Origin of the sequence: Xanthomonas sp. 1678 (genome assembly GCF_031455575.1) — a bacterium.
Classification (GTDB): domain Bacteria; phylum Pseudomonadota; class Gammaproteobacteria; order Xanthomonadales; family Xanthomonadaceae; genus Xanthomonas_A.
The window spans coordinates 469,792-493,810 of record NZ_JAVDSZ010000001.1; the positions used below are offsets into that span (position 1 = coordinate 469,792).

Here is a 24,019-nt window from a genome sequence, read left to right on the forward strand (position 1 = left end):
CGCCTGCGCGGGAGAGGCCGTGAGCTGCGACGTGGTGCGATGGACGCGCGATCAGAGAGCGCGACGCGTCGCCGGCACGAACTTGTAGAGCTTGTGCACGCCGGTGCCGAAATTGAAGCGGCTGTAGCCGGCGCCCCAGTACACCGCACCGTCCACCACCGCCGGCGCGCTCGAGACCGAACCGCCGGCACCGAAATTCCACAGCGTGGCGCCGGTCTCGGCGTCGAGCACCGTCATCGCACCGGACATCGAGCCTGCGTAGACCAGCCCGGGCGAGGAGGCGAGCGGGCCGCGCCCGCCGGCGCCGAAGCTGGGCAGGACCGGATCGATGCCTGGCACCTTCACCTGCCACACGATCCTGCCGGTGGCCGCGTCCAGGGCCGCCCACGAGCCGGCGTTCCAGGTTTCGGTGTTGCCGGGGGCGAGGGTGTAGCTGGTGTGGTTGTTGTTGTTGATGGCGACGTAGACGCGCGATTTGAGCGGATCGACCGACGACCCCCACTCGATGCCGCCGGCGGTGCCGCCCGGACCGACCTGGGTGGACCACACGGTGCGCCCGCTGTCGGCGTCCAGCGCCCAGTACACGCCGCTCTTCTGCCCGGCGCCGACCAGCGCCTGCGGCTTGCCGTTGCGGATCACCGTGAACAGGTTGGCGCCGCCGCCGCTGAAGTCGTAGTCCGGCCCCTGCGGCTCCTGGCAGATGCCGGCGGTCGGCGCGACCAGGCACGACAGCGACCACGCATCGGCGCCCTGCAGGCGGCGCGTCCACGCCGGCTTGCCGCTGCGCATGTCCAGCGCCAGCACCGAGTCCACGTAGTTGTCCGGCGCCAGGCAGGCCAGTTGCGCGCTCTTGTCGCCATTGGCGTTCTTGACGCAGCTGGCCACGGCCAGCGGCACCGAGTAGTTGTTGCCGGTGGTGGCGTAGACGCGCTGCCGGCGCGGGTCGATCGCCAGCGTGCCCCACACCGAGGCGCCGGTATAGCCTTCCGGCGCGGTCTGGAAGCGCCATAGCAGCTTGCCGGTCTTCAGGTCGAGCGCGGCCACGCTGCCGCGGAAGGAGAACGTGTAGCCCGGGCTCAGCCCGCCCCAGTCGCCCGAAGACACGCCGACGTAGACGCGATCGCCGTACACCACCGGCGAGGCGGTGATGCGCGCCTGCGCATTGGCTTCGACCAGGGTCTTCCACAGCAGCTTGCCGGTGTTCTTGTCCACCGCCACCACCGTGCCGCTGGCCTGGTCGCCGACCAGGATGCTGTTGCGGGCGATCGCCGGGCTGTTGCGCGACAGCGAGTTGGGGTTGCCGGTGTAATCGGACAGCTTCACCTGCCACACCGCCTTGCCCAGCGTGGTGTCGATGCGATACAGCTGGCCGCCCCAGTCGGGCACGTACAGCGCAGTGCCCTGCACGGTCGGCGTGGCGGAGACGTCGCCTTGCGTGGTGAAGGTCCAGGCGGTCTGCAGCCGTGCCGCATTGAACGGCGTGATCTGCCACTCGGCAGGCGCGAAGCGGGTGTTGAGATAGCCGCCACCGGCGTTTTCCCAGCTGTTGCGCGTGGCGAACGGCGCGCCGCCGCCGCTGCCGAACCATGCGCCGCCATTGCCGCCGCCATACGCGGAATCGGGGCCGGCGTTGCTGCCGGAAGTGCCGCTGGCGCGGTCGTCTTCGCGATTGTCCAGGTAGCTGGAAGGCGCTGCGTTGCCGTTCGAGCCTGGCGCCGTGGGAGCGGTGGCGGACTGTGCCGACGCCGAGGCGCCAAGCATCAATCCGGGAACCAGCGCCAGCCACAGCAGGGAGAGTTTCCGGTGCGCGTAATGCCTGTTCATGCGGTGTCCTTCGGGACTTGGAGTGGGGACCCCCCTTTGCGTCCGGCGCAATGGTAGGAACGGAAAACCGCGTGTGTCATGTACGTACAAAAAAGTTAGGGCATGCGAAAAGCCCGCCTAGATAGCGAAAAACAATCGTGCGCATGGCACTTCGAAGGAACTGCCTGTACCGCCCGGGAAGACGGACCTCGTCGCACGTCCCTGCAACATCCGACGCAGCCGCTTGCCTGGCAACGCTCTGCGTGTTGGAACGCGGGGAAGCGGGCGTTTGCGCCGGCGTCCTCGGCATGCCGGTCGGCAGCGCATGAGCAGCGGCTGAATGCCGACGGTGCGGGTACACCGGCGTCTCTGCGACAGCGTGACGCGATGCGGCTGCATGTCACCTTGGTGACAGGCTGCGCGCGAGACGCTCGCCGTGCCGCGCGCGCGCGGCAGCGCGAGCGCGCCGCGAAGACGCCGGTGCCGACGCCGACGCCGGGGCGTGATCTCTTCTGCCTGGGAGCGGTGGGCGTCGGCGCCGCTCGTCTGCCTCGGCAGGCCGCCCCAGCCGCACCGGTGCTGCCGGACAGGAGCGGTCCGCGCCGCACGGGGGCGCCACCGCCCCGCCAGACGGCGGCGGCGGGCCCCTGCCGCCGTTGCCGGCACGCGGCATATGTACGCATCGAGGCGGAGAATGATTAAGCTGGCGCATTGACGCGGGGACTAGGCAATGGGAACGCTTTGCTGGCGGGGCTGCGAGGCGTCGACGACACGCCATGGCGGCGCGGGGCACATGCGTGCGTGGGCTGGCCGCGCGCGGCGGGCAGGGCACGGTTGCCGCGGGACGGGGGCGCCATCATGAAACTGGCCGATTTCATCGAGGCGAACATCGAGCCGCTGTGTCGCGACTGGATGGCGTTCGCGCGGACCCGCGGCGAGCAGGGCGAGGCGATGACCCCCTACCAGTTGCGCGATCACGCCGCGCAACTGCTGGCCGAAATCGTCGCCGACATGCGCGCGCCGATGAGCGCCGCGCAGCGGCGGCTGCGCTCGCAGGATGCCGGACCGGAGGTGTTCGAGGCCGAGGGTGCGGCGAGCCTGCATGCCCGGCAGCGGGTCAAGCACGGCTTCGGCATGGTGCAGCTGGTGTCCGAATTCCGCGCTCTGCGCGCCAGCGTGATGCGCCTGTGGGGCAACTCCGAGCACACCCCGGGGGTGCAGGATCTGCCGGACATGAGCCGTTTCAACGAGGCGCTGGATCAGATCCTGGCCGATTCGTTGCGCGCCTTCATGGAGAGCATGGAGCAGACCCGGCACTTGTTCATGGGCATCCTGGGCCACGACCTGCGCGGGCCGCTGTCCACGGTGATGAGCTGTGCCGAGTTGATGCTGGGCCAGGGCCCCGAACGGGCGCCGCAGGCGCATGTGTTGATGCGCAGCGCTGCACAGATGAAGGCGATCCTCGACGACCTGATGGAATTCACCGGGGACAATCTGGGGGTGGCGGTGCCGGTGCGTCCGGAAGCGGCCAGCCTGGAACGGCTGACCCGCGAGGTGGTCGACGAGATGGCCGCCATCTATCCCAAGCCGCCGGTGCAGGTGAGCGCGGCCGGCGACCTGCACGGCAGCTGGGACGCGATGCGGCTGCGCCGGGTGGTGGCGAACCTGCTGACCAATGCGTTGAAGTACGGTAGCCGCGACCAGCCGATCCGCATCGTGGTGAATGGCGAGCGGGCGGACGAGGTCAGCTTGAGCGTGCACAACGAGGGACCGCCGATTCCCGCCGAGATGCTGGACTCGTTGTTCGAGCCGTTGACCACCACCGCGGAGGCGGACGGCGCGCCGCAGGTGGCCGGTGCGAACCTGGGCCTGGGCCTGTACATCGTCGACAGGATCGTGCGCGCACACGGCGGGCGCATCGACGTCAGCTCGTCGCAGCAGGACGGCACCCGGTTCCTGGCGACGTTGCCGCGGCAGGCACGCGCCAGCGGCTGAGCGCATACGGCCGCGGCGGGCGTCGGGCGTCGCGCGCAGCGCAGGCCGCGCGCACGCTGGCGAGGGGCGGCGTTGCCGTGACCCGTGCCATGCGCGCCGAACCCGCCACCCGCGCGCGGGCGCGAAATTTGGATTAGGGTGGCGCGTTTCCCCAAGCTGGAGGTGGACCGTGAAACCGTCATCGATCGCCACGATGCTGTCGCTATGCCTGGGCGCCGCGCATCCCGCGCTCGCGCAGAGCGTGACGCCTGCCGCCGACGCGCTGCAGGGCAAGGTGGATGCGCTGTACACGCGCGCGCCGAACACGCTGCAGGCCAAGGACGTGGCCGAACTGCAACGACGCCTGCTGGACTGGGCGCAGCTGGACCGCTATCGCGCCGACAATGCCGCGCTGGCGCCGCCGGCCGCGGGCGAGCGGCGCGTGGTGTTCTACGGCGATTCGATCACCGACATGTGGGGGCGTAGCGAGGGCACCAGGTTCTTCCCCGGCAAGCCCTACGTCAATCGCGGCATTTCCGGGCAGACCACCGCGCAGATGCTGGTGCGCTTTCGCCAGGACGTCATCGACCTCAAGCCGGCGGCCGTGGTGATCCTGGCCGGCACCAACGACCTGGCCGGCAATACCGGCCTGTCCACGCAACGCATGATCGAAGACAACCTGCGCTCGATGGCCGAGCTGGCGCAGGCCAACCACATCAAGCTGGTGCTGGCTTCGGTGCTGCCGGTCAGCGATTACCCGTGGCGGCCGGGGCTGCAGCCGGCGGAGAAGATCGGCGCACTCAATGCGTGGATCAAGCAGTACGCGGAAAGCCACGGCGCGGTGTACCTGGACTACCACACCAGGATGCGCAATCGGCAAGGTGGCCTGGACAAGGCGCTGGCCAACGACGGCGTGCATCCCACCGCCGCCGGCTACGCGCTGATGGCGCCGTTGGCGCAGCAGGCGGTGGAGCGCGCGCTGGCGCAGCCGTAGCGCGTTGCGGCACAGGCGCGCTCGACACGCTCGGATGGATCGATCCGGATCCTGATCGCGCCGCGCCGCTACGGCGCGGTGCCGGCCGGCGGCGAGACCGCGGCCACTTCGCGGCGCAGCCAGGCGCTCACCGCCGCGTCGTCGTCCAGGCGCACGCGCGGCGCATAGGCCTGCATCGCGCCGCGCTGGCGCCCTTCCAGGCGCTGCATCGGCAGCAGCAACGTCGCGCGCCCGCTCGGTAGCGGCACGCTTTCCACTTCGGTGTAGAGCGTGTCGGCGCCGGTCGGCTGGCCGACCTGCTCCACGCCGGGACCTTCCAGCAGCCGATCCATGAAATCCAGACAGGCGCTGATGCAGGCGCCATCGGTGATCGCGACGATGCGTGCCGGGCCGCCGCGCGGCGGGGTGCCGGCGGCCGCGCTCGGCAGCGGGTCGCGATACAGCGTCTCTCCCTTGTGCTGCGCCGCGCGCAGGCCGTCCAGCAAGCGGTCGAAGCCGGGCAGTTCCTGCGGGTAGCGCGCGGCGATGCGCGTGCGGCGCGTCTGCAGGTTCTCGATCACCCCGTCGGAGACCCGCCACAGCGAGGCGCTGGCGCGGCGGCGGTCCAGCGTGGGCAGCGCCTGCTCGCCCCAGATCGCGGCCAGCACCGCATCGCCGGGCGCCGCGGCGCCGCCGCCGTTGCCGCGCAGGTCCAGGACCAGCAGGGCGGGCGTGTGTTGCCGCAGCGCGTCCGCCGCCGCGGCGATCGCGGCCATGGTCGACTCGAAGCCGGGATCGCCGGCATAGAAGGTCGGCAGGGTCAATTTCCAGGCCGCCGGCGTGAGGCGTTCGAATGCGCCTTGCGCGGCGGTGTCCGGCGTGGACGGGGTGGCGCTCGCGGCGCCGGTGTTGGTGTCGGGCGAGGCGAGTTCGATCGCGACATGCGGGTCGCCGAACGAGGCGACATAGGCCTGCATGACCTGGGCATAGCCGACGCGATCGACGACGCCCCGCGCCCGGGCCTGCGCCGTGCTCGCCGCCTGCCGCGCCTGCGCGGCCAGCGCAGGATCCGCGCCGGGGGCCAGGCCGGGATGATCGGCGGCGATGCGCGCGGCCGCGAACTGCAGGTCGGCTTGCGCCAGCGCGGCATCGGTCGGCGCCAAGGCCAGTGCCGCTGCCAGCATCGTTGCGATCATGTCCGTCCCCTTGTGCCCGCGGCGAGTGTCGGCCGCCAGCCGCGACGCGCGCAATAGGCCGCAAGACAGGGGGACTTCGCACCGCCAGGCTCAAGCGTGCGCGACGGCACGGCTGCGCGCGCCGTGCGTCGGCGCGTCACCGGTCGCGAACGCCGCCGCTCAGAAACGCTCGCCGCCGGGCAGATAACGCCATTCGCCCGCTGCCAGTTTGCCCAACGGGATGCGGCCCACGCGCAGGCGCCGCAGGCTGATCGCTTCCAGTCCGACCTCGGCGCACATGTGCTGCAGCTGCCCGGGCTGCACGTGCTTGATCGCGAAGCGCAGGCGGTCCTCGTTCTGCCAGCTGACCTTGCACGGCGGCAGGCTGCGCTGCCGGTAGACCAGGCCGTGCGCCAGCCGCAGCATGCCGTAAGGCTTCAGTTCGCCGCGCACCTCGACCACGAATTCCTGTTCGATCGAGGTCGCGTCCTCGGTCAGTCGGCGCAACACGCGGCCGTCCTGGCTCAGTACCAGCAGACCGCTGGCGACATCTTCCAGCGGCAGCGGCGCGTTCAGGCGCAGGAAGTGGCGTTTGAGCACGCGCACGTTGGCCATGTCCAACGCGCTGCGGGTGTCCGGCGTGACCAGCGCCAGGGCGGCCTCCAGGCTCAGCCCGGCCGGCTTGTGCAGCAGCAGGGTGGCCGGCTCGACCGCGCCCAGTTGCGCGTCGGCGGCCAGGGTCACCTGCTGCGTGGTCACCGCCGCCTGCGGTTCCTCGACCACCACGCCATCCACGCTGACCCAGCCGCCTTCGATGTACTGCTGCGCTTCGCTGCGCGAGCACGGCAGCATGGCGGCCACGTATTTGTCGAGGCGGGTGGGAGCGGACATCGAAAACTCGGCGATCAGGGCAGGGCAGTGTACGTGCAGCCGTCGCCGCACGGCCATCGGCGGGGCGCCTTCAGGCGTCGGCCGCGCCGGCCAGATCCAGCTGGGTCAGGTACAGGCGCAGGTCGAATTCCAGCTGGTGGTAGTCCGGCGCGATGTGTGTGCACAACTGGTAGAACGGCTTGTTGTGCGCGCTTTCCTTCAGGTGCGCCAGCTCGTGCGCCACGATCATCTGCAGGAACGCCGCCGGCGCGTCGCGGAACACGCCGGCGATGCGGATCTCGCGGCTGGCCTTGAGCCGGCTGCCCTGCACGCGCGAGATGCTGGTATGGGTGCCGAGCGCGTGCTTCACCGCCTGCAGCCGGTTGTCGTAGATCACCTTGTGCAGCGGCTCTGAGTTGCGCATGTGGCGCTCCTTCAGGGCCAGCGTGTAGTCGTACAGCTGGCGGTCGTTGCGGACCGGATTGGGCGCGTCGTAGCGCTTGCGCAGCCACTCGCCCAGGCGATCGCGCGCGATCAGCTCGCGGACCTGGTCCTGCACATGGGGCGGATAGCCGAGGAGGAATTTCAGCGCTTGCATGCCGCCACGATAGCGTGCCACGACGGCCGGCACGAGCCGTGGCGGCCGTCGCAGGCACGCGGCCAGGGCTTGGCCGCAGCGGGTAAGATAGCGGCCAACGTCTTGGATCGACTGGATTTTCCCGATGCGCAATCCCCTGCAGGAACAACTGCTCAAGGCCGGCCTGGTGAAGAAGAACCAGGTGGCGCAGGTCGCGCGCGAGCAGGCCAAGGCACGCCACGGCAAGGCGCCGCCGCCGCCCAGCGCCGAGCAGCTGGAGAGCGAGCGGTTGCGGCTGGAACGGGTGGAGCGCGATCGCGCGCTGGCCGCCGAGCGCAACGCGCAGGCGCGCGCGCAGGAGCAACGCGCGCAGGCGCGGCAGATCGTCGACAGCAATAAGCTCAAGGCCGATGGCGAGATCGACTACCACTTCACCGATGCAGGCAAGATCCAGCGACTGCGGGTGGATGCGGCGCTGCGCGCGCAACTGATCAGCGGCGCCGCGGTGATCGCGCGGCTGGACGCCGGCTATGTGCCGATCCCGCGCGCTGTGGTGGAAAAGGTGGCCAGTCGTGATCCTGCGGCGATCGTGCTGGACACCACGCAATCCGCGCCGACCGCCGGCGACGAGGACGACTACTACAGCCGCTTCCAGGTGCCGGACGACCTGATCTGGTAGCCGGCGGCAGCGCCGCGCCCGCCATCGTGCGGCGTGTGCGGAGACATGCGCCGTGCGGCGTGGTCGATGTCGAAGTGCGCATGCAGGCCTTCGCACAGCGCCGCGCGCAACGCGTTGGTGTCGGGACCGTCGGCGATCACCAGAATCCGGAACGGTGCATCGGGCAGCGCCTGCGCGCATTGCGTCGATGCATTGTCAGTGCCTGCGCGCGCGCCGCGCCTCGCGTCAGACGATGGTCGGGGTGATGCCGCCGTCCACGCGCAGGGCCGCGCCGTTGGTCGCCGCTGACAGCGGGCTGGCCACGTAGGCGACCAGGCTGGCGACCTCTTCGGGTTCGATCATGCGCTGGATCAGCGAGCTGGCGCGTTCCTTGGCGAAATACTCGCGCTCCATGTCCGCCGGCGCCATGTCCGGATCGCTGGCGACGCTGCGCATGAAGTCCTCGATGCCGGCCGAGCGCGTGGTGCCCGGCAACACCGCGTTGACGGTGACGCCGGTGCCCTTGGTGGTCGCCGCCAGGCCGCGCGAGATCGCCAGCTGCGCGGTCTTGGTCATGCCGTAGTGGATCATGTTGGGCGGCACCAGCACCGCGCTTTCGCTGGAGATGAAGATGATCCGGCCCCAGTCGCGCGCCAGCATGCCGGGCAGGTAGTGCCGGGCCAGGCGCGCGCCGCTGAGCACGTTGACCTCGAAGAAGCGCATCCAGTCCGCGTCGCTGATCGCGCCGAATTCCTTGGATTCGTAGATGCCCAGGTTGTTGACCAGCACGTCGACCTGCGGCACCGCGACGGTGAGCACCTGTGCGCCCTGCGCGGTCGCCGGGTCGGCCAGCACGCCGCGCACCTTGCCGCCGATCGCGCCGGCGGCGGCGTCCAGATTGGCCTGGGTGCGGCCGCAGATGATCACCTCGGCGCCTTCGGCGGCGAGCGTGCGGGCGATGGCCAGGCCGATGCCGGCGGTCGCGCCGGTGACGAGGACGGTCTTGCCGTCGAGTTGCAGGTCCATAGGGGACATCCTTCTGTAAGGGTGAGAGAGAGCGGCGCGAGCTGTGGTGGGCGCAAAGGCTGAAACGCATGCGGCCGGAAGCCCGTCATGCATGGCCGCCGCGAACATCGCCGGCGGTTGCCGGCCTGAAGAGGCGGCTCACTGCAGAGGGCATGCACGCCGCTGGATAGGGGCGACGATAGGCCGCAATGGCGGATTTGATAATCCGCCGCGCCCGCCTATGATCCGTGAAACGAATTCACAGGTTGGTGCAATGGACAATCGGGTTGGCGAGATGCAGGTGTTCCTGCGGGTCGTGGATGCCGGCAGTTTCTCGGCCGCCGCGCGCCTTTTGCGCATGACGCCGTCCACGGTCAGCAAGCTGATCGGCCGGGTCGAGACCCGCCTGGGCGTGCGCCTGCTCGAGCGCTCGACCCGGCGCCTGTCGCTGACCGCCGAAGGCCAGGTTTATTACGAGCGCAGCCTGTCGCTGCTCGCCGAACTCGACGACGTGGAGCGCGAGCTCGGGCGTGGCGCGGCCAGCGCCGGCGGCAGCGTGCGGGTCAACGCGTCGGTGGCGTTCGGCATTCTCGGCCTGGAGCCGGTGCTGCCCGCGTTCTGGCAGGCGCATCCGCAGATCGTGGTCGATCTTTCGCTGTCCGACGAGATGGTCGATCTGTACCTGGACCGCACCGACGTCGCGTTCCGCGTCGGCGCCTTGCAGGATTCGAGCATGATGGCGCGGCCGGTCGGCGTGGCGCGCCGCAAGATCGTCGCCGCGCCGGCGTATCTGGCGCGCCATGGCACGCCGCGCAGCATCGACGAGCTGTCCCGGCACAGCTGCCTGGGCTTCAACTTCCGCCGCGCCGCGCCGGTGTGGCCGCTCGCGCACAGCGGCCGCATCGTCGACCGCACGGTGCAGGGTGCGCTGCTGGCCAACAACGGCGAAACGGTGCGGCGCATGGCCGTCGCCGGCATCGGCCTGGCGCGGCTGGGCGACTACCACGTGCGCGACGACCTGGCGGCGGGCCGCCTGGTGGAAGTGCTGCGCGAGGCGGTGCAAGGCGATACGGAGGAGATCCACGCGCTCTACCGCGGCGGTCCACGACTGCCGCAGCGCGTGCGCGTGTTCCTGGATTTCGTGGTGCCGCGGTTGCAGGGGTTTCTGGCGGGGCGCTGATTGGGTGCCGGGACTGGGGACTCGGGACTCGCGGTCATGACGACTGACGAGTGGCCAGGTGAGGCGAGCGTTTCTCAGCAGCCGCGAGTTCCGAGGTTTTGCCGAGTCCCGAGTCCCCCGTCCCGAGTCCCGACTAACCCAACCGCTGAACGCATCGGCAATGTGAAGCCGCCCTTCATTGCATCGGCCGGCAACGGCCGCATCATCCAGACAGGCAACACAGCGGAGACGCCGATGGCGACCGGATGGGCAAACGATGGGGCGGTGCAGGACCAGATCGACGCCACCGTGGAAGATGCGATCAAGCGCGCGCGCAGCCAATTGCCGCAGGGGCCGAGCCTGGCCCAGTGCGAGGACTGCGATGCGCCGATTCCCGAGGCGCGGCGCAAGGCGGTGCCGGGCGTACGCCTGTGCGTGGCGTGCCAGGAAGCGCATGACCGCGAGCAGCACGAACACAGCGGCTACAACCGCCGCGGCAGCAAGGACAGCCAGCTGCGCTAGGGCATTTACGGACGGATCGCGTTCGGTTGCCAGCCCTCAAACGCAGAGCTGATTTTGCGCACCGCGGCCGGGTGCCGTCCTTTGCGCTTCCGCTGCGTCCGTGCGTCAGCGTGGCGCGATCGCTCGGGCTGGCTGACGCCCCAGAGGCTCAGTCGTCGTTGGCGGCGCTGCTGACCGGCGGCACCGGGCGCGAGTGCAGGGCGATGTTGAGCTGATCGACCACCATCGCCCAGTCGGCATCGTCCAGGCGCTCCTCGCGCAGCAGCTGCGCCTGCGCCGGGGTCCAGAACGGCGCCTCTTCCAGCCGCATCGTGTCCGGCAGCGGCGAGTGGCGGGCGATGAACTGGCGGATCTCGGTTTCGCTGTTGGGCAGGCCCAACTGGGCGAACAGTTCGGCAAACGGGTGGACGGGGTGTTCCATGGGAGACCTTGTCGGCAGGGGAGGGCGCGTCGCACGGCGGCGGGCTGACCGGCAACGATACCGATGCGCCGATCAGTGTCTTGTTAGGACGTGCGCTTGCTAGCCCAGCCCCGGCGGCACCGGGTGGCCGCGCCAGCGCCGCACGCTGCGCTGGAAGAACAGGCTGTTGGGGATCTGCAGCACGCTGTCGCGCTCGTCGCCGCGGTCCTCGTGCAGCGTGGTGTAGATCAGGTTGATGTCGATCACCTGGCCCTTGAGTCCGGGCTTTTCGCCGTTCTCGAGCAGCTCGATGTGGTCGAGCAGGCGGAACGGCCGCGTGGTGAAGATCAGCAGCGTGCAGAAGATGTTCGACAGCACGCTCCAGGCCGCGAAGAACGCCACCGCCGCCACCGCGGCGAAGCCGGTGAACGCGGTCCACAGCACCGTGCCGGACACGCCGAGCCGGTCCAGGATCATCAGCAACGCCGCGGTGTAGATCACGAAGCCGCTGCCGCGGCGCGCCATCATCACCAACTCCGGCGGCAATGCGTAGTGCGTGCCCAGGCGCCGGATCAGCCGCCGCAGCAGCGTGCGCAGCAGCCATGCGGCGAGCACGATCAGGGCGACCTGCGCGCTCGGCACGATCAGGTCGAGCCAGCGGTGGACCCAGGGCGGCAGCATGGCGTGGAACGAGGACATCGGCGGTTTCGGCGTGGCGGGGGAGGCGCGATGGTCGCAATCGTCGCGGTGTCGGGCAAGTGCGCTGGTGCGGCGAAGCCGGTGCCTCGCTACCGCAGCGGCGCCAGCGCGTCGGCGGCCGTGCAGCGCCTGACTCAGCAGGCCGCCTGTTCCAGCGCGTCCCAACGTTCGGCGGAGATCTGCGGCAGCGCTTCCAGCGCCGGCATCGCGAACAGGAAGCCTTGGTACAGGTCGATGCCCAGCGCGCGCAGCGCGCGGTATTCGGCGGGCGTCTCCACGCCCTCGGCGAGCACCCTGCAGCCCAGTGCCGCGGCCAGGCCGACGATGCTGGCGACGATGTGCCGGCGCGGCGCGCTGGCGTCGATGCCGCGGATCAGCGCCATGTCCAGCTTGAGCAGGTGCGGCTGGAACTCGGCGAGCAGGGTGAGTCCGGAGTGGCCGGCGCCGAAGTCGTCGATCGCGGTCAGGAAGCCGCGCTGCGCGTAGTCGCGCAGGATCCGCACCACCTTGGGCAGGTCGCGGATGCGCTCGGACTCGCTCATCTCGAAGATCAGGTCGCCGGTCGGCACGCCGTAGTGCTCGGCCGCGGCCAGGGTCAGGCGGATGCAGGTCGCCGGTTCGTAGACCGCATTGGGAATGAAGTTGATCGACAGGCGGGTGCGCAGGCCCAGCCGCGCGGCGGTGGCGATCGCCTGCACCCGGCAGGTCTGGTCGAAGCGGTACAGCTGCTGCGGCCGCACCCGTGCCAGCACCGTGGCCGCGCCGCTGCCGTCCTCGCCACGCACCAGCGCCTCGTAGGCGTAGATCGTACGGGTGTGCGCATCGACGATCGGCTGGAACGCCATGCGGATGCCGAAGTCGAGCGGTTCGCCATCGCGGCAGTTGCCGCAGGCCGGCTGGCCCAGTTCAGCGGAGAGGGATCGCAGGAGCATGCCGTGCGTCTACCGCTAGAGTGAGGCCCGATTATCGGCCGGCGCCGTGAAGACGGCGCCGACATCGGCTGCGGCGTTGCCGCAGCGCGCTTGCTCAGCCGGCTTCGGCTTCGTCGACTTTCTTCAGCACGCGGGTGGTGCCGAGCACTTCGACGCGGCCGCCGGCCTTGCGGAACGCGGCCATGTCGGCCTCGATACGCTCGCGGCTGAGGCCTTTCTGCGCCTTGTCGCCGGCGCCGCTGCGTGCGGTCTTGGCGGTCGGGGGTGGGGTCTTGCTGGTGGGACGTGCCATGGTGGATCTCCTGGAGTCAGTACATCGTCAGGGGAATGCCGCGCGCCAACTGGTCGTTGTGGATGCGGCGGATGTCGCGGCAATACGGGCCGGCCATCGTGAACTTGCGGCAGATTGCCGGGCGCTGTTCGTAGATCGAACAGCACATGCGCTTGTTGTCCACCGCCACGCACCAGCCGTCTTCGTCGCGCGCCATCACGTGCAGGCCTTCGGCGGTGTGCTCGGTGTAGTGCTCGGGGACGTTGTCGTCGGGCATCAGCAGCACGGTCAGGCGGCAGCAGATCGCGTCGCAGCGATCGCACGCGACGGATTTTTCGGCCGGGGCGCGGGGCGTTGGCGGGTGCGCGCTCAAGTGGCGTCACCGGTGGGCGCGACGTCGCGCCGAAAACGCAGCACGCGGCCGCGGTAGGGTGGCAGATCGTCCGGACCCAGCTGCATTTCGCGCTGTTCGCTGAGCGCATAGCCCTGCGTGGCCAGCGCGCGGGTCAGCGCCGCGCTGTTGCCGCGGCCCGGATCGGCGATCAGCACTTCCGCGCTGGCCGTGGCGTGCCGCGCCAGCAGGTCGGCGAGCAGCGTCGGATGCTGGTGTTCGTACAGCACGTCGCTGCCGATGATCACGTCGAAACGGCCCAGGTCAAGATTGGGCTGGTCCCAGTCGAGACGGCGGTACGGCACGGCGGGCATGTCGTTGAGTGCGGCGTTGTAGGCAAGGAATACCTCGGTCAGCGGGTGGCGGTCGCTGGCGACGATGTCGGCGCCGCGACGGCGCAGCACCAGACTGGCCAGGCCGAGGCCGCAACCGATCTCCAGCACGCGCTTGCCGGCGACGTCGTACAGCGCCATCGCTTCGGCGAGCAGGCGGCCAGCCGGCCAGACGTTGCCGAACAGGCTCCATTGCGCCGAGGAGATGCCGGCGTCTTCGGCCAGCGCGTCGGGATCGGAGAACTGTTGGATATCGAGCAGCGAACGGATGCGATAGTCCTGGCCGCCCAGGTTGAGCGTTTGAATCTGGGTGGCGTAGCCGGACACAGGCGCTCCCGATGGGTCCGGCCCGAAAGCGGGACGGAGGCTGGCGCGAGAAGAGGGGCGAGTCGGGCGACAGAAACGGCCGGACGAGACGCGTGTAGGAACGTGACGCTGAAGCGTGACCGCGCATATTACGCCAGTCGCGCCCCTTGCGTATGAACGGAACCTGCGCTAGCGCTGGCCGCGGTGCGTCGCGATCGCAGCCGCGGCGTGCTGCCGCATCCGCTGCGGCGCCGGCGCAATGCGAGAGTCCCGCCGCGCGTGCGAAGCGCCGGGCCCCGCAGCGCTGCGTGCGGTCCGCTGCGCTCAGTGCTGCGCGGCAGCCAGGGCCAGGCCCTGGACCACGCCGAACGAGGGGTCGCCATGCACCAGGCGCGCCTGCGGGAACGCGGCGGCGACCACCTGCTGGATGTAGCCGGCGCGCGACATGCCGCCGGTCAGGAACACCGCCGCCGGATCGCGGCCGATGTCGCTGCGGACCTGCGCGAGCAGTTCGCCCAGCGCGTCCAGATAGCTGCGCGCGGCATGGGCCAGTTCGTCTGCGCGGATCCGCACCTGCAGCCCGGTTTCGATGTAGTCCAGCGCCTCGTCGTGCTGCGCGCTGTCGCTGAGGCGGATCTTGCTGCGTTCCACCGCGCGGTACAGGCGCGCGGTGTTGCCGGTGTCCTGCAGCGCCTGCAGCCGGGTGTCGTAGGGACGCGGCACCTCGTCGTAGCGGTGCTGGCGGAAATCGCGCTGACGGGTGGTGTCCTGCACCATCGCCGCTTCCACGTAGTGGTGCGCCGGCACGCGGGTGATGCCGCGGCCGAACAGCGGCATGTAGCTGGCCAGGCTCAGCGCCAGGTCGATGTCGGTGCCGCCGCGGGCGATGCCCCAGGCACGGTGCACGTCCGGCGCGCCGTCGCCGCCGACGCTGGCATGGGCGATGTCGGTGGTGCCGCCGCCGATGTCCACCACCACCGCGTCGTGGCGCTCGCCGCTGCCGGCGTGGTAGTGCATCGCCGCGGCGGCGGGTTCTTCCAGGAACGCGATGTCGTCGAAGCCGGCGGCGAGCGCGGCGCTGTGCAGGATCTCCAGCGCCTGCGCGTTGCCGGCCTCGCCGATCGAGCTGCGGAACTGCACCGGACGCCCGAGCAGCGCGCTGCGCACCTGCAGGCCGAGTTGCTGCGAGGCGGTCAGGCGGATGTGTTCGAGGATGTGCGTGGCGATGCCGGTGATGGTCTGCCTGGCGCGCGGATGCAGGTTGTAGCCGAGCATCGATTTCGGGCTCTGCACCAGGCTGCCTTCGCCTTCGACGAAATACGCGTCCAGCGCCGCGTCGCCGTACACCGCGTTCTGCAGCAGCGCCGCGGAACTGCGCGGCTCGCGCATCTGCGCTTCCATCCATTGCCGGCGCACCACGCGGATCGCGTCGCGGCGCAGTTCGTCGCGGCTGCGTTCGCGGCCGGCGGCGGCAGCATCGCGGCGGCCGGCTTCGATCAGTTCGTCGACCTGCCGTTCCAGCGCCGGGGTCAGCTCGAAATCGGACGGATCGCGCATCACCTCGGGGAAGTACACCGTGGTGCGGAACTGGTGCTGGTCGCCGAAGCCGATCGGCACCACGCGGCCGTCCACGACCGCGGCGGCGGCGGAGTTGCTGGTGCCGAAATCGATGCCGAGTCTCATCGCGCTGCGGGCCGGGCAGGGGGCCGCGCACTGTGCGGCAAGCCGCAGCGCGGCGCAAGCCGGTCGCCGTGCCGGCAGCGTGCACGGAGGCGGCACGGTGCCGCAAATGCACGAGGCCCGCGATGGCGGGCCTCGTACGGATCCAGCGCTCGCTGCGGGCGGTTACAGCGCCGCGCCGGCGTGGCCCTGGTTCTTTTCCTGCTCGGTGGCCTCGCGCACGCCGGCCACTTCCACCGCGAAATGCAGCACCTGCCCGGCCAGCGGATGATTTCCGTCGATGGTCACCAGTTCCGGGCCGACCTCGGCGACCGTGACCAGCAGCGGACCCTGGTCGGTCTGCGCCTGGAACTGCATGCCGGGCTCCAGGCCCTCGGCATCCGGGAACGAGCTGCGCGGCACCTGCTGCTTCAACTGTTCGTGGCGCGGGCCGTAGCCTTCGGCCGGGATCACGTCGACCTGCACGCGCTCGCCGGGACGCTTGCCGGTCAGCGCCTTTTCCAGCCCGGGCACGATGTTGCCGGCGCCGTGCAGATAGCTCAGCGGATTGTCCGGCGCGGACTGGTCGATCACCTCGCCCGCATCGTCGGTCAGGGTGTAGTGGATGGTGGCGACAAGACCATTGGCGATCTCCATGGGAAACCTCATTCATTGGGAAGAAGTGGGATACGCCGGCACAGTCACAGCGCGATGAGAGGTGCTACCCGGATACCCTAACGAAAAGCAGCGGCGGATCGCAAGTCGGCGCGCCGGTCGCGCGTTCAGGCGGGCGGCGCGCGCAGGGCGCTGCGCCGCGCCTGCCAGGCCGCAGGCGTCTGCGGTTTGACGAACAGCGCCTGCAGTTCCGGATGCTCGGCGCGCGCGGCGCGTTCGATGCGCTCGATGCAGGCTTCGATCTGCGCGGTGCTGCGCTGGTCCTCGAACTCGGCGCTGAGCGCGGCGACCACCTGCTCCGGCCCCATCTGCACGCTCAGCACGCCGTTGACCGCACGCACGTCCGGATCGGCGCCGGCAATGCGGCGCAACGCGTCGCTCAACGGGCGCGCCGCCGGCTCGCCGATCAGCAGGCCCTTGCTCTCGCGCGCCAGCAGGAAGGCGGAGCACGCCAGCACCGCGGCGATGCCGATGGAGGCCACGCCGTCCAATTCCGGCATCTGCAGCCATTGCGCGGCCAGCAGGCCGACCATCGCGATGAACAGGCCGATCAGCGCGGCGCTGTCCTCCAGCAGCACGGTGAACAGGCTCGGATCCTTGCTCTCGCGAAACGCCTGCACGTAGCCCATGGCGCCCTTGCGCGCGCGGAACTCGCGCAGCGACACCCACCACGAGCCGCCTTCGAACAGCATCGACAGGCCCAGCACCACGTAGTTGAGGGTATGGCTGCCGGCGGGTTCCGGGTTGCGCAGATGGGCGATGCCTTCGTACAGCGAGACCCCGGCGCCGAGCGCGAACACCAGCAGGGCGACGATGAAACTCCAGAAATACAGTTCGCGCCCGTAGCCGAACGGATGCGTGGCATCTGCAGGTCGCGCGGCGCGGCGCAGGCCGTACAGCAGCAACAGTTCGTTGACCGTGTCCACCAGCGAGTGCACGCCCTCGCTGAGCATCGCCGAGCTGCCGGACAGCGCGGCGGCGACGAACTTGGCGATGGCGATGGCGAGATTGCCGGCGAGCGCGGCGTAGATCGCAAGGCGGGATCCGGAAGCGGCGGACATGGGCATTCCTGCGCAGAGGCGGCCTGGACCGCGGCAGCGCGAGGCGGCGCGGAGCGGGCGGCTACAATAGCCGTCCTGCCGTCGTCGCCGTATCAAGGAATGCCATGCCTGCCGCACCCGCCTGTCCGCAATGCACCCTGCAGAACACCTATGTCGACGGAGCGATGTGGATCTGCGCCGACTGCGGTCACGAGTGGCCGACTGCAGCCGACAGCGCTGCCGCCACGGCGACGGTGGTACGCGACAGCAACGGCAACGTGCTGCAGGCCGGCGACACGGTGGTGGTGATCAAGGACCTGAAGGTCAAGGGCTCGTCGATCCCGCTCAAGCAGGGCACGGTGATCCGCGGCATCCGCCTGGTCGAGGACGATGCCGAACACATCGAAGGCCATTCGGACAAGATCAAGGGCCTGGTGCTGAAGACCTGCTTCCTGCGCAAGGCCTGAGCGGCGGCGCAAAGGCGCGCGCCGAGATCGTCGCGCGTTGCGCATGGGCCGCGGGCATCACGGACAGCACGCGCCGGTCGTGCCGGCCCTGCTCAAGCGCCGGCGTTGGCCCAGCCGTGCCGGCGCTGCGCGAACGCCCACGCCAGCACCAGTAGCGCCAGCGCCGCCCACGGCAGCGCGGCGGCGCCGGAACCTTGCAGCACCATGCCGCCGAGCACGCCGGCGCCGGCGATCGCCAGGTTCCAGCCGGTGACCACCATCGACTGCGCCAGATCGGCGGCGTCGCCGGCACGGCGCGCGATCGCGGTCTGGAACAGCGTCGCGCAGCCGCCGAACGCCAGGCCCCACACCGCCAGCGTCGCGGCCAGCAGCGCCGGCGAACGCGGCCACAGCGCCATCGCCAGCACGGCGAGCGCGAACAGGCCGATGCTGGCCAGCAGCAGCGGCCGCATCCAGCGATCAATCCACACGCCCACCGCGACGATGCCCAGCAGCGAGGCGACGCCGAACAGCAGCAGGTAGCGGTCCAGCGCGGCCGCCGCGGTCGACAGCGCCAGCAGCGGCGCCACATAGGTGTAGAGCAGGTTGTGCGCGAGCACGAACAGCAGCATCACCGCCAGCACCTGGGCGATGCCGCGCAGGCCCAGCACGCGGCGCAGCGGCAGCGCGGCGGTCGCTGCCTGGCCGGCGAAGTCGGGCAGCGCGGCGCGGGCCCAGCCGAGCAGGCCGAGACCCAGCAGCGACATCGCGCCGAACGTCCAGCGCCAGCCCCACTGCTGCCCGAGCAAGGTGCCGGCCGGCACGCCCAGCGCCAGCGCCAGCGGCGTGCCGACCATCGCCACCGCGATCGCGCGGCCCTGCTGCGCCTGCGCCACCATGCGGCTCGCGTAGCCGGCCAGCAGCGCCCACAGCAGCCCGGCGCTGACTCCGGCGAGCAGGCGCGCGGCCAGGATCAACGGATAGCTGGCGGACACCGCGGTGACCGTGTTGGCCACCACGAAGCCGGCGATGGCGAGCAGCAGCAACGGGCGCCGGCGGTAGCGCCGGGTGGCGGCGGTGAGCGGGATCGCCGCCAGCAGCGAGCCCAGCGCGTAGACGGTGACCAGTTGGCCGACCCAGGCCTCGCCGACGCCCAGCCCCGCCGCCATCTGCGGCAGCAGGCCGGCCGGCAGCGCTTCGGTGAGGATGGTGACGAAGCCGGCGCAGGCCAGCGCGAGCAAGCCGCTCCACGGCAGGCGCCGCGTTGCGGGCGGCGCGGTCGCAGCGGCCGCGGCCGGGCACGGCGCGAGGCAGTCGCCGCTCATGCCGGCACCCCGCGCAGGCTGGCGTAGACCGCGTCGCGCAGCTCGACCACGAACGCACCGGACATGCCTTCGTACAGGGTGTTGGTCAGCGCCACCACGCTCAGCTGCCGCGCCGGATCGACGAACCAGGCGTGTCCGTAGGCGCCGCCCCAGCGCCAGCTGCCGGGCGCTTCCGGGGTCGCGGTCGGCGCGGGATCGCGCAGTACCGCGAAGCCCAGGCCGTAGCCCCAGCCGGGCCCATCCGCTGGGCCGAAGTCGCCGGCCTGCGCGCGGCCCATCTCGGCCACCAGCGCGGCCGGCAGCAGCGGCGCGCCGCCGCCGCGCAGCACCTCCAGCAGGCGCAGCACGTCGTCGGCGGTGCCGACCATGCCGGCGCCGGCGGAGGCGAACGCGTCGCGGTCCAGCGCGCGCGAGGGATGGAACACGATGCCGGCGCCGTCCGCGAACGGCGCGACGATTTCGCCTTCGCCCAGCCGGTGCGGCACCGGATCGCCGTTGACGTAGGGCACGGCCAGGCTGGCCGCGTCCTCGGCATGGAAGGCGGTGGCGTGCATGCCCAGCGGCGCGGTGACCAGCTCGCGCACCAGCGCGGGCAAGGACTGGCCGCTGGCCGCCTGCAGCACCGCGCCGGCGACGTCGATCGACAGCGAATAGCCCCAGCCGGTGCCGGGCGCGTACTGCAGCGGCACCTCGGCGAGGCGGCGCAGGTTGTCTTCCAGGCTCAGGCCGCTGTTGTCCATGCCATCGGAGACGCCGGCACGCGCGTGCGCGCCGTCCGCCGGTTCGAGAAAACGGTAGCCGAGCCCGGCGCTGTGGCTGAGCAACTGGCGCAGGCTGATGTCCGGCACCCGGCCATCGGCCAGTGCGGGACGGAACCATGGCAGCCAGCGCGCGATCGGCGCATCCAGTGTCAGTCGGCCCTGCGCGACCAGGGCCAACGCAGCCGTCGCCACGACCAGCTTGCTGACCGAGGCCAGCCGGAACCCGGTGTCCTCGCGCATCGGCCGCTGCGCCTCGCGGTCGGCCCAGCCGGCGGCGCGGCGGTAGACGCAGGTGCCGCGGTGGGCGACCAGCACTACCGCGCCGACCAGCCGCTGCTGACGCAGCGCGGCATCGATCGCGGCATCCAGCGGCGCGGCGTGTTGCGGCGAAAGCGCTGGCGCGTGGGCCGGGGCAGGGATGGCGACGGCGGGGGACAGGGACATCGGCGCAACTCGTGGAAGAGGGAGGTGCAGCATGGGCGCATGCCGATTGCGGAAAAAGACGGGTAGAGTTCCTGGCTGTGAGGACATGAATGTCCGCAATGGTGGCGATGCGATGGACAGTCTGGGCAGCCTGCGTGGCTTCGTACAGGTGGTGGAGAGCGGCGGTTTCGCCGAGGCCGGGCGGGCGCTGGGCGTGTCCGCGTCGGCGATGGCCAAGAGCGTCGCGCGGCTGGAGCAGTCGTTGGGCGTGCGCCTGTTCCATCGCAGCACCCGCAGCCTGACCCTGACCGCCGAGGGCCAGCTGTTCCTGGTGCGCTGCCGGCGCATCCTGGCCGAGGCCGAGGCGGCTCGCGGCGAACTGAGCAGCCTGGCCGGGACGCCGAAAGGGCGGCTGCGGATCAGCCTGCCGATGAACAACAACGTGCTGCTGCCGACGCTGGCCGGGTTCATGTGCGCCTATCCGCAGATCCAGCTCGACCTGGATTTCGACGATCGGTTGGTGGACGTGATCGAGGAAGGCTTCGATGCGGTGCTGCGCGTCGCCGAGCCGGACGATTCGCGGCTGGCCTCGCGGCGGCTGGGCAGCTTCCGGCGCTGCCTGGTCGCCTCTCCGGACTACCTGCAGCGCCACGGGACGCCGCAGCTTCCGGAGGATCTGGCCGCGCACCAGTGCCTGCACTACCGGTTCCGCAGCAGCGGGCGCCTGGAAGCGTGGCCGCTGGGTGCGGCGGCGGCCGGGCTGCAGTTGCCGGTATCGATGGTCTGCAACAACATCGAGACGCGGCTGAGCCTGGCGCTGCGCGGCTGCGGCATCGCCTTCCTGCCCGAGCACTCGGTGCGCGCGGAACTGGAGGCCGGCAGCTTGCGCACCGTGCTCGACGACCATGTCGATTCCATCGGCACCTTCCACCTGCTGTGGCCGTCGGGCCGGCACATGCTGCCGAAACTGCGCGTGTTCATTGATTTTCTCGGCGAGCGTCTGACCCTTTAGGTCCTGGCGCGGGCCGGCCTGCGGACCGCCCTGGCCGCGGCTATGATGCGGACGGGCGCCGGGGGGCGCCGCCCAACCAGGGAGCAGGGGGACGCATGGAGAAGCAGATTGTCGCGGCCGGCGGTCGCGTGGGGCGCCGCTTGGCAGGGCTGTTGCTGCTGTGCCTGCTGGCGCTGCCGGCGTGGGCGCGGATGCAGGAAGTCAAACCCGGGCAGACCCCGCAGCTGGCGGCGGACGAGGGCCTGGTGCTGGTCGCGGTGGACACCGCTATCGACCTCCAAGGCGTGGAGTTGAACAAGGACGGCAAGCTGTTCGGCGCCGGCACCATGTCCAGGCTCAAGCCGGGCATCAGCTACCGGCTGTACATCGCGCCGGTCGGCGACTACGCCTGGCGCAAGGTGGTGCTGGTACCGCAGTTCGCCTACAACCTGCGCGACAGCGACGAGTTCCGTTTCCGCATCCAGGCCGGGCGCATCACCTATCCGGGCGACCTGCTGTTCCGTCCCACGTCCTTGTTCCGTGCCGACATGGGCATGGTCAACCGGTCGCTGGCGGCGATGGACTGGCTGCAGCAGACCCACCCGGCGCTGTGGTCCGGCTACGAACTGGCCTATTCGGGGCACTATCCCGATCCGTTCCCGCAGTTCTACCGCAAGGCGCTGGCGCAGCATCCGGGCGCCACGCCGGCCGCCAAGGTGGCATTGCGCGCACCGCCGGCGGCGAGCGCGTTGCCGATCGCGCCGGCCACGCTGTTCCGCGACAGTCTGGTCAATGCGCTGCGCCTGAATCCGCGCGGCGACCTGCTGGCGCTGCAGCTGCACGAGCGCAAGGACGAATGGCGGATCGAACTGCTGGATCTGCCCAGCAACGAGCAGCGCCTGCTGGCCACCAGCGTCGAGCCGATCAAGCAGCTGCTGTGGGCCGGCAACGACACGCTGCTGTTCAGCGTGCGCGTGCCGAACGGCCCGGACGTGGTGCGCGGCATGCGCGTGGACACCGCCGCCGACGGCACGCGCAAGTGGATGCCGCTGAACCTGCCCAACGGCGGCTACATCGTGGCCGCCTTGCCGCAGACGCCGGACACGGTGCTGTACGCCACCACGCTGCGCAACGGCGACACCGCGGTGCAGCTGATGGACGTGTCCAGCCAGGCGGCGATCGACCGCTGGCGGCCGCGCTACCAGGAGCGGTTGAACATCGGCCTGGAGCGCGACGTGGGCTGGCTGACCGACGGCAACGGGCGGCTGCGCCTGGCGGTGGTGCGGCGCGACGACGACTACGTGCTGATGTACCGCGACGGCATGGGCGCGACCTACCGCGACGTGATGACGCTCAGCGACCTGCGCGATTTCGAGCCGATGGGCCTGTCCTTCGATGCGGGCGAGATCTACGCGGTGACCGACGAGGGGCGCGGCCAGCGCGAGCTGGTGGCCTACGACGTCGCCGCGCGCAAGATCGTGCGCACGCTGTTCAGCCAGCCCGGGGTCGACGTCGTCGACCTGATCCAGGGCCCGCGGCGCGCGCCGATCGGGGTGACCTACTACGAGAGCGGGCGCCTGGTCAGCCACTATTTCGAGAGCGCCGACGAACGCCTCAACCGCGCGCTGAGCGCCGCGCTGCCCGGGCGCAACGTGCAGATCGCCGCGCGCAATGTGGACGGACGGCAGATGATCCTGTGGGCCGATGCCGCCGACCGCCCGCCGCAGCTGTTTCACCTGGACTTGGACAAGCGCGCCGCGGTGTCGATCGGCGAGGACATGCCGTGGTTGCAGCGCACGGCGTTCGCGCCCAGCGAGGTGATCAAGTTCAAGGGTCGCGACGGGCTGGCGCTGGACGCGTTCCTGACCCTGCCGCCAGGCGGCGGGCGCAAGCCGCTGGTGGTGTTCCCGCATGGCGGCCCGATCGGCGTGGCCGACGCGCTGGGCTTCGATCCGGACACGCAGTTCCTGGCCTCGCTCGGCTACGCGGTGCTGCGGGTCAATTTCCGCGGCTCCGACGGCTATGGCCGCGCGTTCCGCGAAGCCGGGCGCGACGGGTTCGGCACGCTGATCGAGGACGACATCGACGCGGCGATCGAACAGGCGCTGGCGCGCTATCCGCTGGATGCGCAGCGCATGTGCGTGCTGGGCGCCAGCTACGGCGGCTATTCGGCGCTGGTCATGGCGATGCGCTGGCCCGATCGCTTCCGCTGCGCGGTATCGATCGCCGGGGTCGCCGACCGGATCCTGTTCTATACCGCCAGCGATTCGGGCAGCCATGCGAAAGGCCGCGCCGAACTGGAACGCTGGCTCGGCGACCCGAACACGCAACAGGAACGGATGGTCAGCACCTCGCCGCTGTACCGCTACGACGCGATCAAGGTGCCGGTGATGCTGGCGCACGGACTGGAAGACCGGCGCGTGGACTACGAGCACACCCGGCGCATGCTGCGGATGCTGGACATGGCCGGCAATCCGCCGGTGGGGCTGAGCTTCGCCGGCGAGGGCCACGGCTTTGCCGATGTCGATCACCGTGCCGCGCTGTGGAGCGGCGTGGCCGGTTTCCTGCAGGCGCATCTGGCCGCGGGCGCATCGCCGCAGGCGGCGACGCCCTGACCGGTGAGGCGGCGGCACGCGATTCGCGCCGCCGCCG

Annotated in this window: 25 protein-coding genes; 8 read left to right on the forward strand and 17 right to left on the reverse strand. The window is 70.6% G+C overall.

The genetic code is table 11. From position 1 onward, the window contains the following. Nucleotides 1–51 precede the first annotated feature (51 nt). Complete coding sequence (locus tag J2Y70_RS02130) at nt 52–1,824, reverse strand: PQQ-binding-like beta-propeller repeat protein (RefSeq protein WP_309912727.1); 1,773 nt, start codon at nt 1,822–1,824, stop codon at nt 52–54. An 837-nt stretch (nt 1,825–2,661) separates the two neighbouring features. Between J2Y70_RS02130 and J2Y70_RS02135 the strand changes: the two genes are divergently transcribed. Together J2Y70_RS02135 and J2Y70_RS02140 are read left to right on the forward strand one after the other, a co-directional pair. Further along, the gene (locus J2Y70_RS02135) at nt 2,662–3,798 is read left to right on the forward strand and encodes a HAMP domain-containing sensor histidine kinase (RefSeq protein ID WP_309912729.1); all 1,137 of its coding nucleotides are present in this window, start codon (nt 2,662–2,664) and stop codon (nt 3,796–3,798) included. Nucleotides 3,799–3,967: 169 nt separating this feature from the next. Further along, entirely contained in the window at nt 3,968–4,771 is an 804-nt protein-coding gene (locus J2Y70_RS02140; protein ID WP_309912731.1) for an SGNH/GDSL hydrolase family protein, read from the forward strand. A 68-nt stretch (nt 4,772–4,839) separates the two neighbouring features. Here J2Y70_RS02140 and J2Y70_RS02145 read toward each other — a convergent pair whose 3' ends face one another. The 3 genes from J2Y70_RS02145 to J2Y70_RS02155 form a co-directional block, all read right to left on the reverse strand. Then, complete coding sequence (locus tag J2Y70_RS02145; RefSeq protein ID WP_309912732.1) at nt 4,840–5,946, reverse strand: S41 family peptidase; 1,107 nt, start codon at nt 5,944–5,946, stop codon at nt 4,840–4,842. A 159-nt stretch (nt 5,947–6,105) separates the two neighbouring features. Further along, a complete protein-coding gene (locus tag J2Y70_RS02150) occupies nt 6,106–6,816 on the reverse strand; it encodes an rRNA pseudouridine synthase (RefSeq protein ID WP_263397746.1) in 711 nt (236 codons plus the stop codon). Between the two features lie 70 nt (nt 6,817–6,886). Continuing rightward, nucleotides 6,887–7,393, reverse strand: a complete 507-nt coding sequence (locus J2Y70_RS02155) for a YgjP-like metallopeptidase domain-containing protein (protein ID WP_309912734.1) — start codon at nt 7,391–7,393, stop codon at nt 6,887–6,889. Between the two features lie 124 nt (nt 7,394–7,517). Here J2Y70_RS02155 and J2Y70_RS02160 point away from each other — a divergent pair, with 124 nt between their 5' ends. After that, nucleotides 7,518–8,051 (forward strand): DUF2058 domain-containing protein, encoded by a 534-nt coding sequence (locus J2Y70_RS02160; RefSeq protein ID WP_309912736.1) that lies wholly within the window; start codon nt 7,518–7,520, stop codon nt 8,049–8,051. Here J2Y70_RS02160 and J2Y70_RS02165 read toward each other — a convergent pair. Next, complete coding sequence (locus J2Y70_RS02165; protein WP_309912737.1) at nt 8,012–8,191, reverse strand: hypothetical protein; 180 nt, start codon at nt 8,189–8,191, stop codon at nt 8,012–8,014. The two genes, J2Y70_RS02160 and J2Y70_RS02165, sit on opposite strands and share 40 nt — an antisense overlap. Before the next feature lie 85 nt (nt 8,192–8,276). Continuing rightward, nucleotides 8,277–9,056, reverse strand: a complete 780-nt coding sequence (locus tag J2Y70_RS02170) for an SDR family oxidoreductase (RefSeq protein WP_309912739.1) — start codon at nt 9,054–9,056, stop codon at nt 8,277–8,279. A 253-nt stretch (nt 9,057–9,309) separates the two neighbouring features. On the opposite strand from J2Y70_RS02170, the gene J2Y70_RS02175 reads away from it, so the two are divergent. Together J2Y70_RS02175 and J2Y70_RS02180 are read left to right on the forward strand one after the other, a co-directional pair. Further along, nucleotides 9,310–10,215, forward strand: coding sequence for a LysR family transcriptional regulator (locus J2Y70_RS02175; RefSeq protein ID WP_309912741.1), 906 nt, complete (start codon nt 9,310–9,312; stop codon nt 10,213–10,215). 234 nt (nt 10,216–10,449) lie between these two features. After that, on the forward strand, nt 10,450–10,716 hold the full coding sequence (locus tag J2Y70_RS02180; RefSeq protein ID WP_309912743.1) for a DksA/TraR family C4-type zinc finger protein: 267 nt from the start codon (nt 10,450–10,452) through the stop codon (nt 10,714–10,716). Between the two features lie 148 nt (nt 10,717–10,864). Here J2Y70_RS02180 and J2Y70_RS02185 read toward each other — a convergent pair whose 3' ends face one another. From J2Y70_RS02185 to J2Y70_RS02225, 9 genes are all read right to left on the reverse strand, one after another. After that, nucleotides 10,865–11,137: a DUF2789 domain-containing protein gene (locus J2Y70_RS02185; RefSeq protein WP_263397752.1), complete on the reverse strand. Its 273-nt coding sequence runs from the start codon at nt 11,135–11,137 to the stop codon at nt 10,865–10,867. Between the two features lie 99 nt (nt 11,138–11,236). Next, the gene (locus tag J2Y70_RS02190; protein ID WP_309912745.1) at nt 11,237–11,815 is read right to left on the reverse strand and encodes a mechanosensitive ion channel family protein; all 579 of its coding nucleotides are present in this window, start codon (nt 11,813–11,815) and stop codon (nt 11,237–11,239) included. A 134-nt stretch (nt 11,816–11,949) separates the two neighbouring features. Further along, nucleotides 11,950–12,747 carry an EAL domain-containing protein gene (locus J2Y70_RS02195; protein ID WP_309912748.1) on the reverse strand — a complete coding sequence of 266 codons (798 nt, stop codon included), beginning with the start codon at nt 12,745–12,747 and terminating at the stop codon, nt 11,950–11,952. A gap of 94 nt (nt 12,748–12,841) precedes the next feature. Next, complete coding sequence (locus tag J2Y70_RS02200; RefSeq protein WP_179563732.1) at nt 12,842–13,039, reverse strand: hypothetical protein; 198 nt, start codon at nt 13,037–13,039, stop codon at nt 12,842–12,844. A gap of 16 nt (nt 13,040–13,055) precedes the next feature. Beyond that, nucleotides 13,056–13,391, reverse strand: coding sequence for a YkgJ family cysteine cluster protein (locus J2Y70_RS02205; RefSeq protein WP_309912750.1), 336 nt, complete (start codon nt 13,389–13,391; stop codon nt 13,056–13,058). Then, the gene (locus tag J2Y70_RS02210; RefSeq protein WP_309912752.1) at nt 13,388–14,068 is read right to left on the reverse strand and encodes a methyltransferase domain-containing protein; all 681 of its coding nucleotides are present in this window, start codon (nt 14,066–14,068) and stop codon (nt 13,388–13,390) included. Before J2Y70_RS02210 ends, J2Y70_RS02205 begins: the two co-directional genes overlap by 4 nt. Nucleotides 14,069–14,371: 303 nt before the next feature. Further along, a complete protein-coding gene (locus J2Y70_RS02215) occupies nt 14,372–15,730 on the reverse strand; it encodes an Hsp70 family protein (protein WP_309912754.1) in 1,359 nt (452 codons plus the stop codon). Nucleotides 15,731–15,892: 162 nt separating this feature from the next. Continuing rightward, nucleotides 15,893–16,363, reverse strand: coding sequence for a peptidylprolyl isomerase (locus tag J2Y70_RS02220; RefSeq protein WP_263397758.1), 471 nt, complete (start codon nt 16,361–16,363; stop codon nt 15,893–15,895). A gap of 125 nt (nt 16,364–16,488) precedes the next feature. Then, nucleotides 16,489–17,442 carry a cation diffusion facilitator family transporter gene (locus tag J2Y70_RS02225; protein WP_309912756.1) on the reverse strand — a complete coding sequence of 318 codons (954 nt, stop codon included), beginning with the start codon at nt 17,440–17,442 and terminating at the stop codon, nt 16,489–16,491. A gap of 104 nt (nt 17,443–17,546) precedes the next feature. Here J2Y70_RS02225 and J2Y70_RS02230 point away from each other — a divergent pair, with 104 nt between their 5' ends. Then, nucleotides 17,547–17,888: a zinc ribbon domain-containing protein YjdM gene (locus tag J2Y70_RS02230; RefSeq protein WP_263397760.1), complete on the forward strand. Its 342-nt coding sequence runs from the start codon at nt 17,547–17,549 to the stop codon at nt 17,886–17,888. Between the two features lie 92 nt (nt 17,889–17,980). Here J2Y70_RS02230 and J2Y70_RS02235 read toward each other — a convergent pair whose 3' ends face one another. Next, a complete protein-coding gene (locus tag J2Y70_RS02235) occupies nt 17,981–19,192 on the reverse strand; it encodes an MFS transporter (RefSeq protein ID WP_309912758.1) in 1,212 nt (403 codons plus the stop codon). Then, nucleotides 19,189–20,397 (reverse strand): serine hydrolase domain-containing protein, encoded by a 1,209-nt coding sequence (locus J2Y70_RS02240; protein WP_309912760.1) that lies wholly within the window; start codon nt 20,395–20,397, stop codon nt 19,189–19,191. The genes J2Y70_RS02235 and J2Y70_RS02240 overlap by 4 nt, the downstream gene beginning before the upstream one ends. 85 nt (nt 20,398–20,482) lie before the next feature. Here J2Y70_RS02240 and J2Y70_RS02245 point away from each other — a divergent pair, with 85 nt between their 5' ends. Continuing rightward, nucleotides 20,483–21,388 (forward strand): LysR family transcriptional regulator, encoded by a 906-nt coding sequence (locus tag J2Y70_RS02245; RefSeq protein ID WP_309912762.1) that lies wholly within the window; start codon nt 20,483–20,485, stop codon nt 21,386–21,388. 95 nt (nt 21,389–21,483) lie between these two features. Next, nucleotides 21,484–23,982: a S9 family peptidase gene (locus tag J2Y70_RS02250; RefSeq protein WP_309912764.1), complete on the forward strand. Its 2,499-nt coding sequence runs from the start codon at nt 21,484–21,486 to the stop codon at nt 23,980–23,982. Nucleotides 23,983–24,019 lie beyond the last annotated feature (37 nt).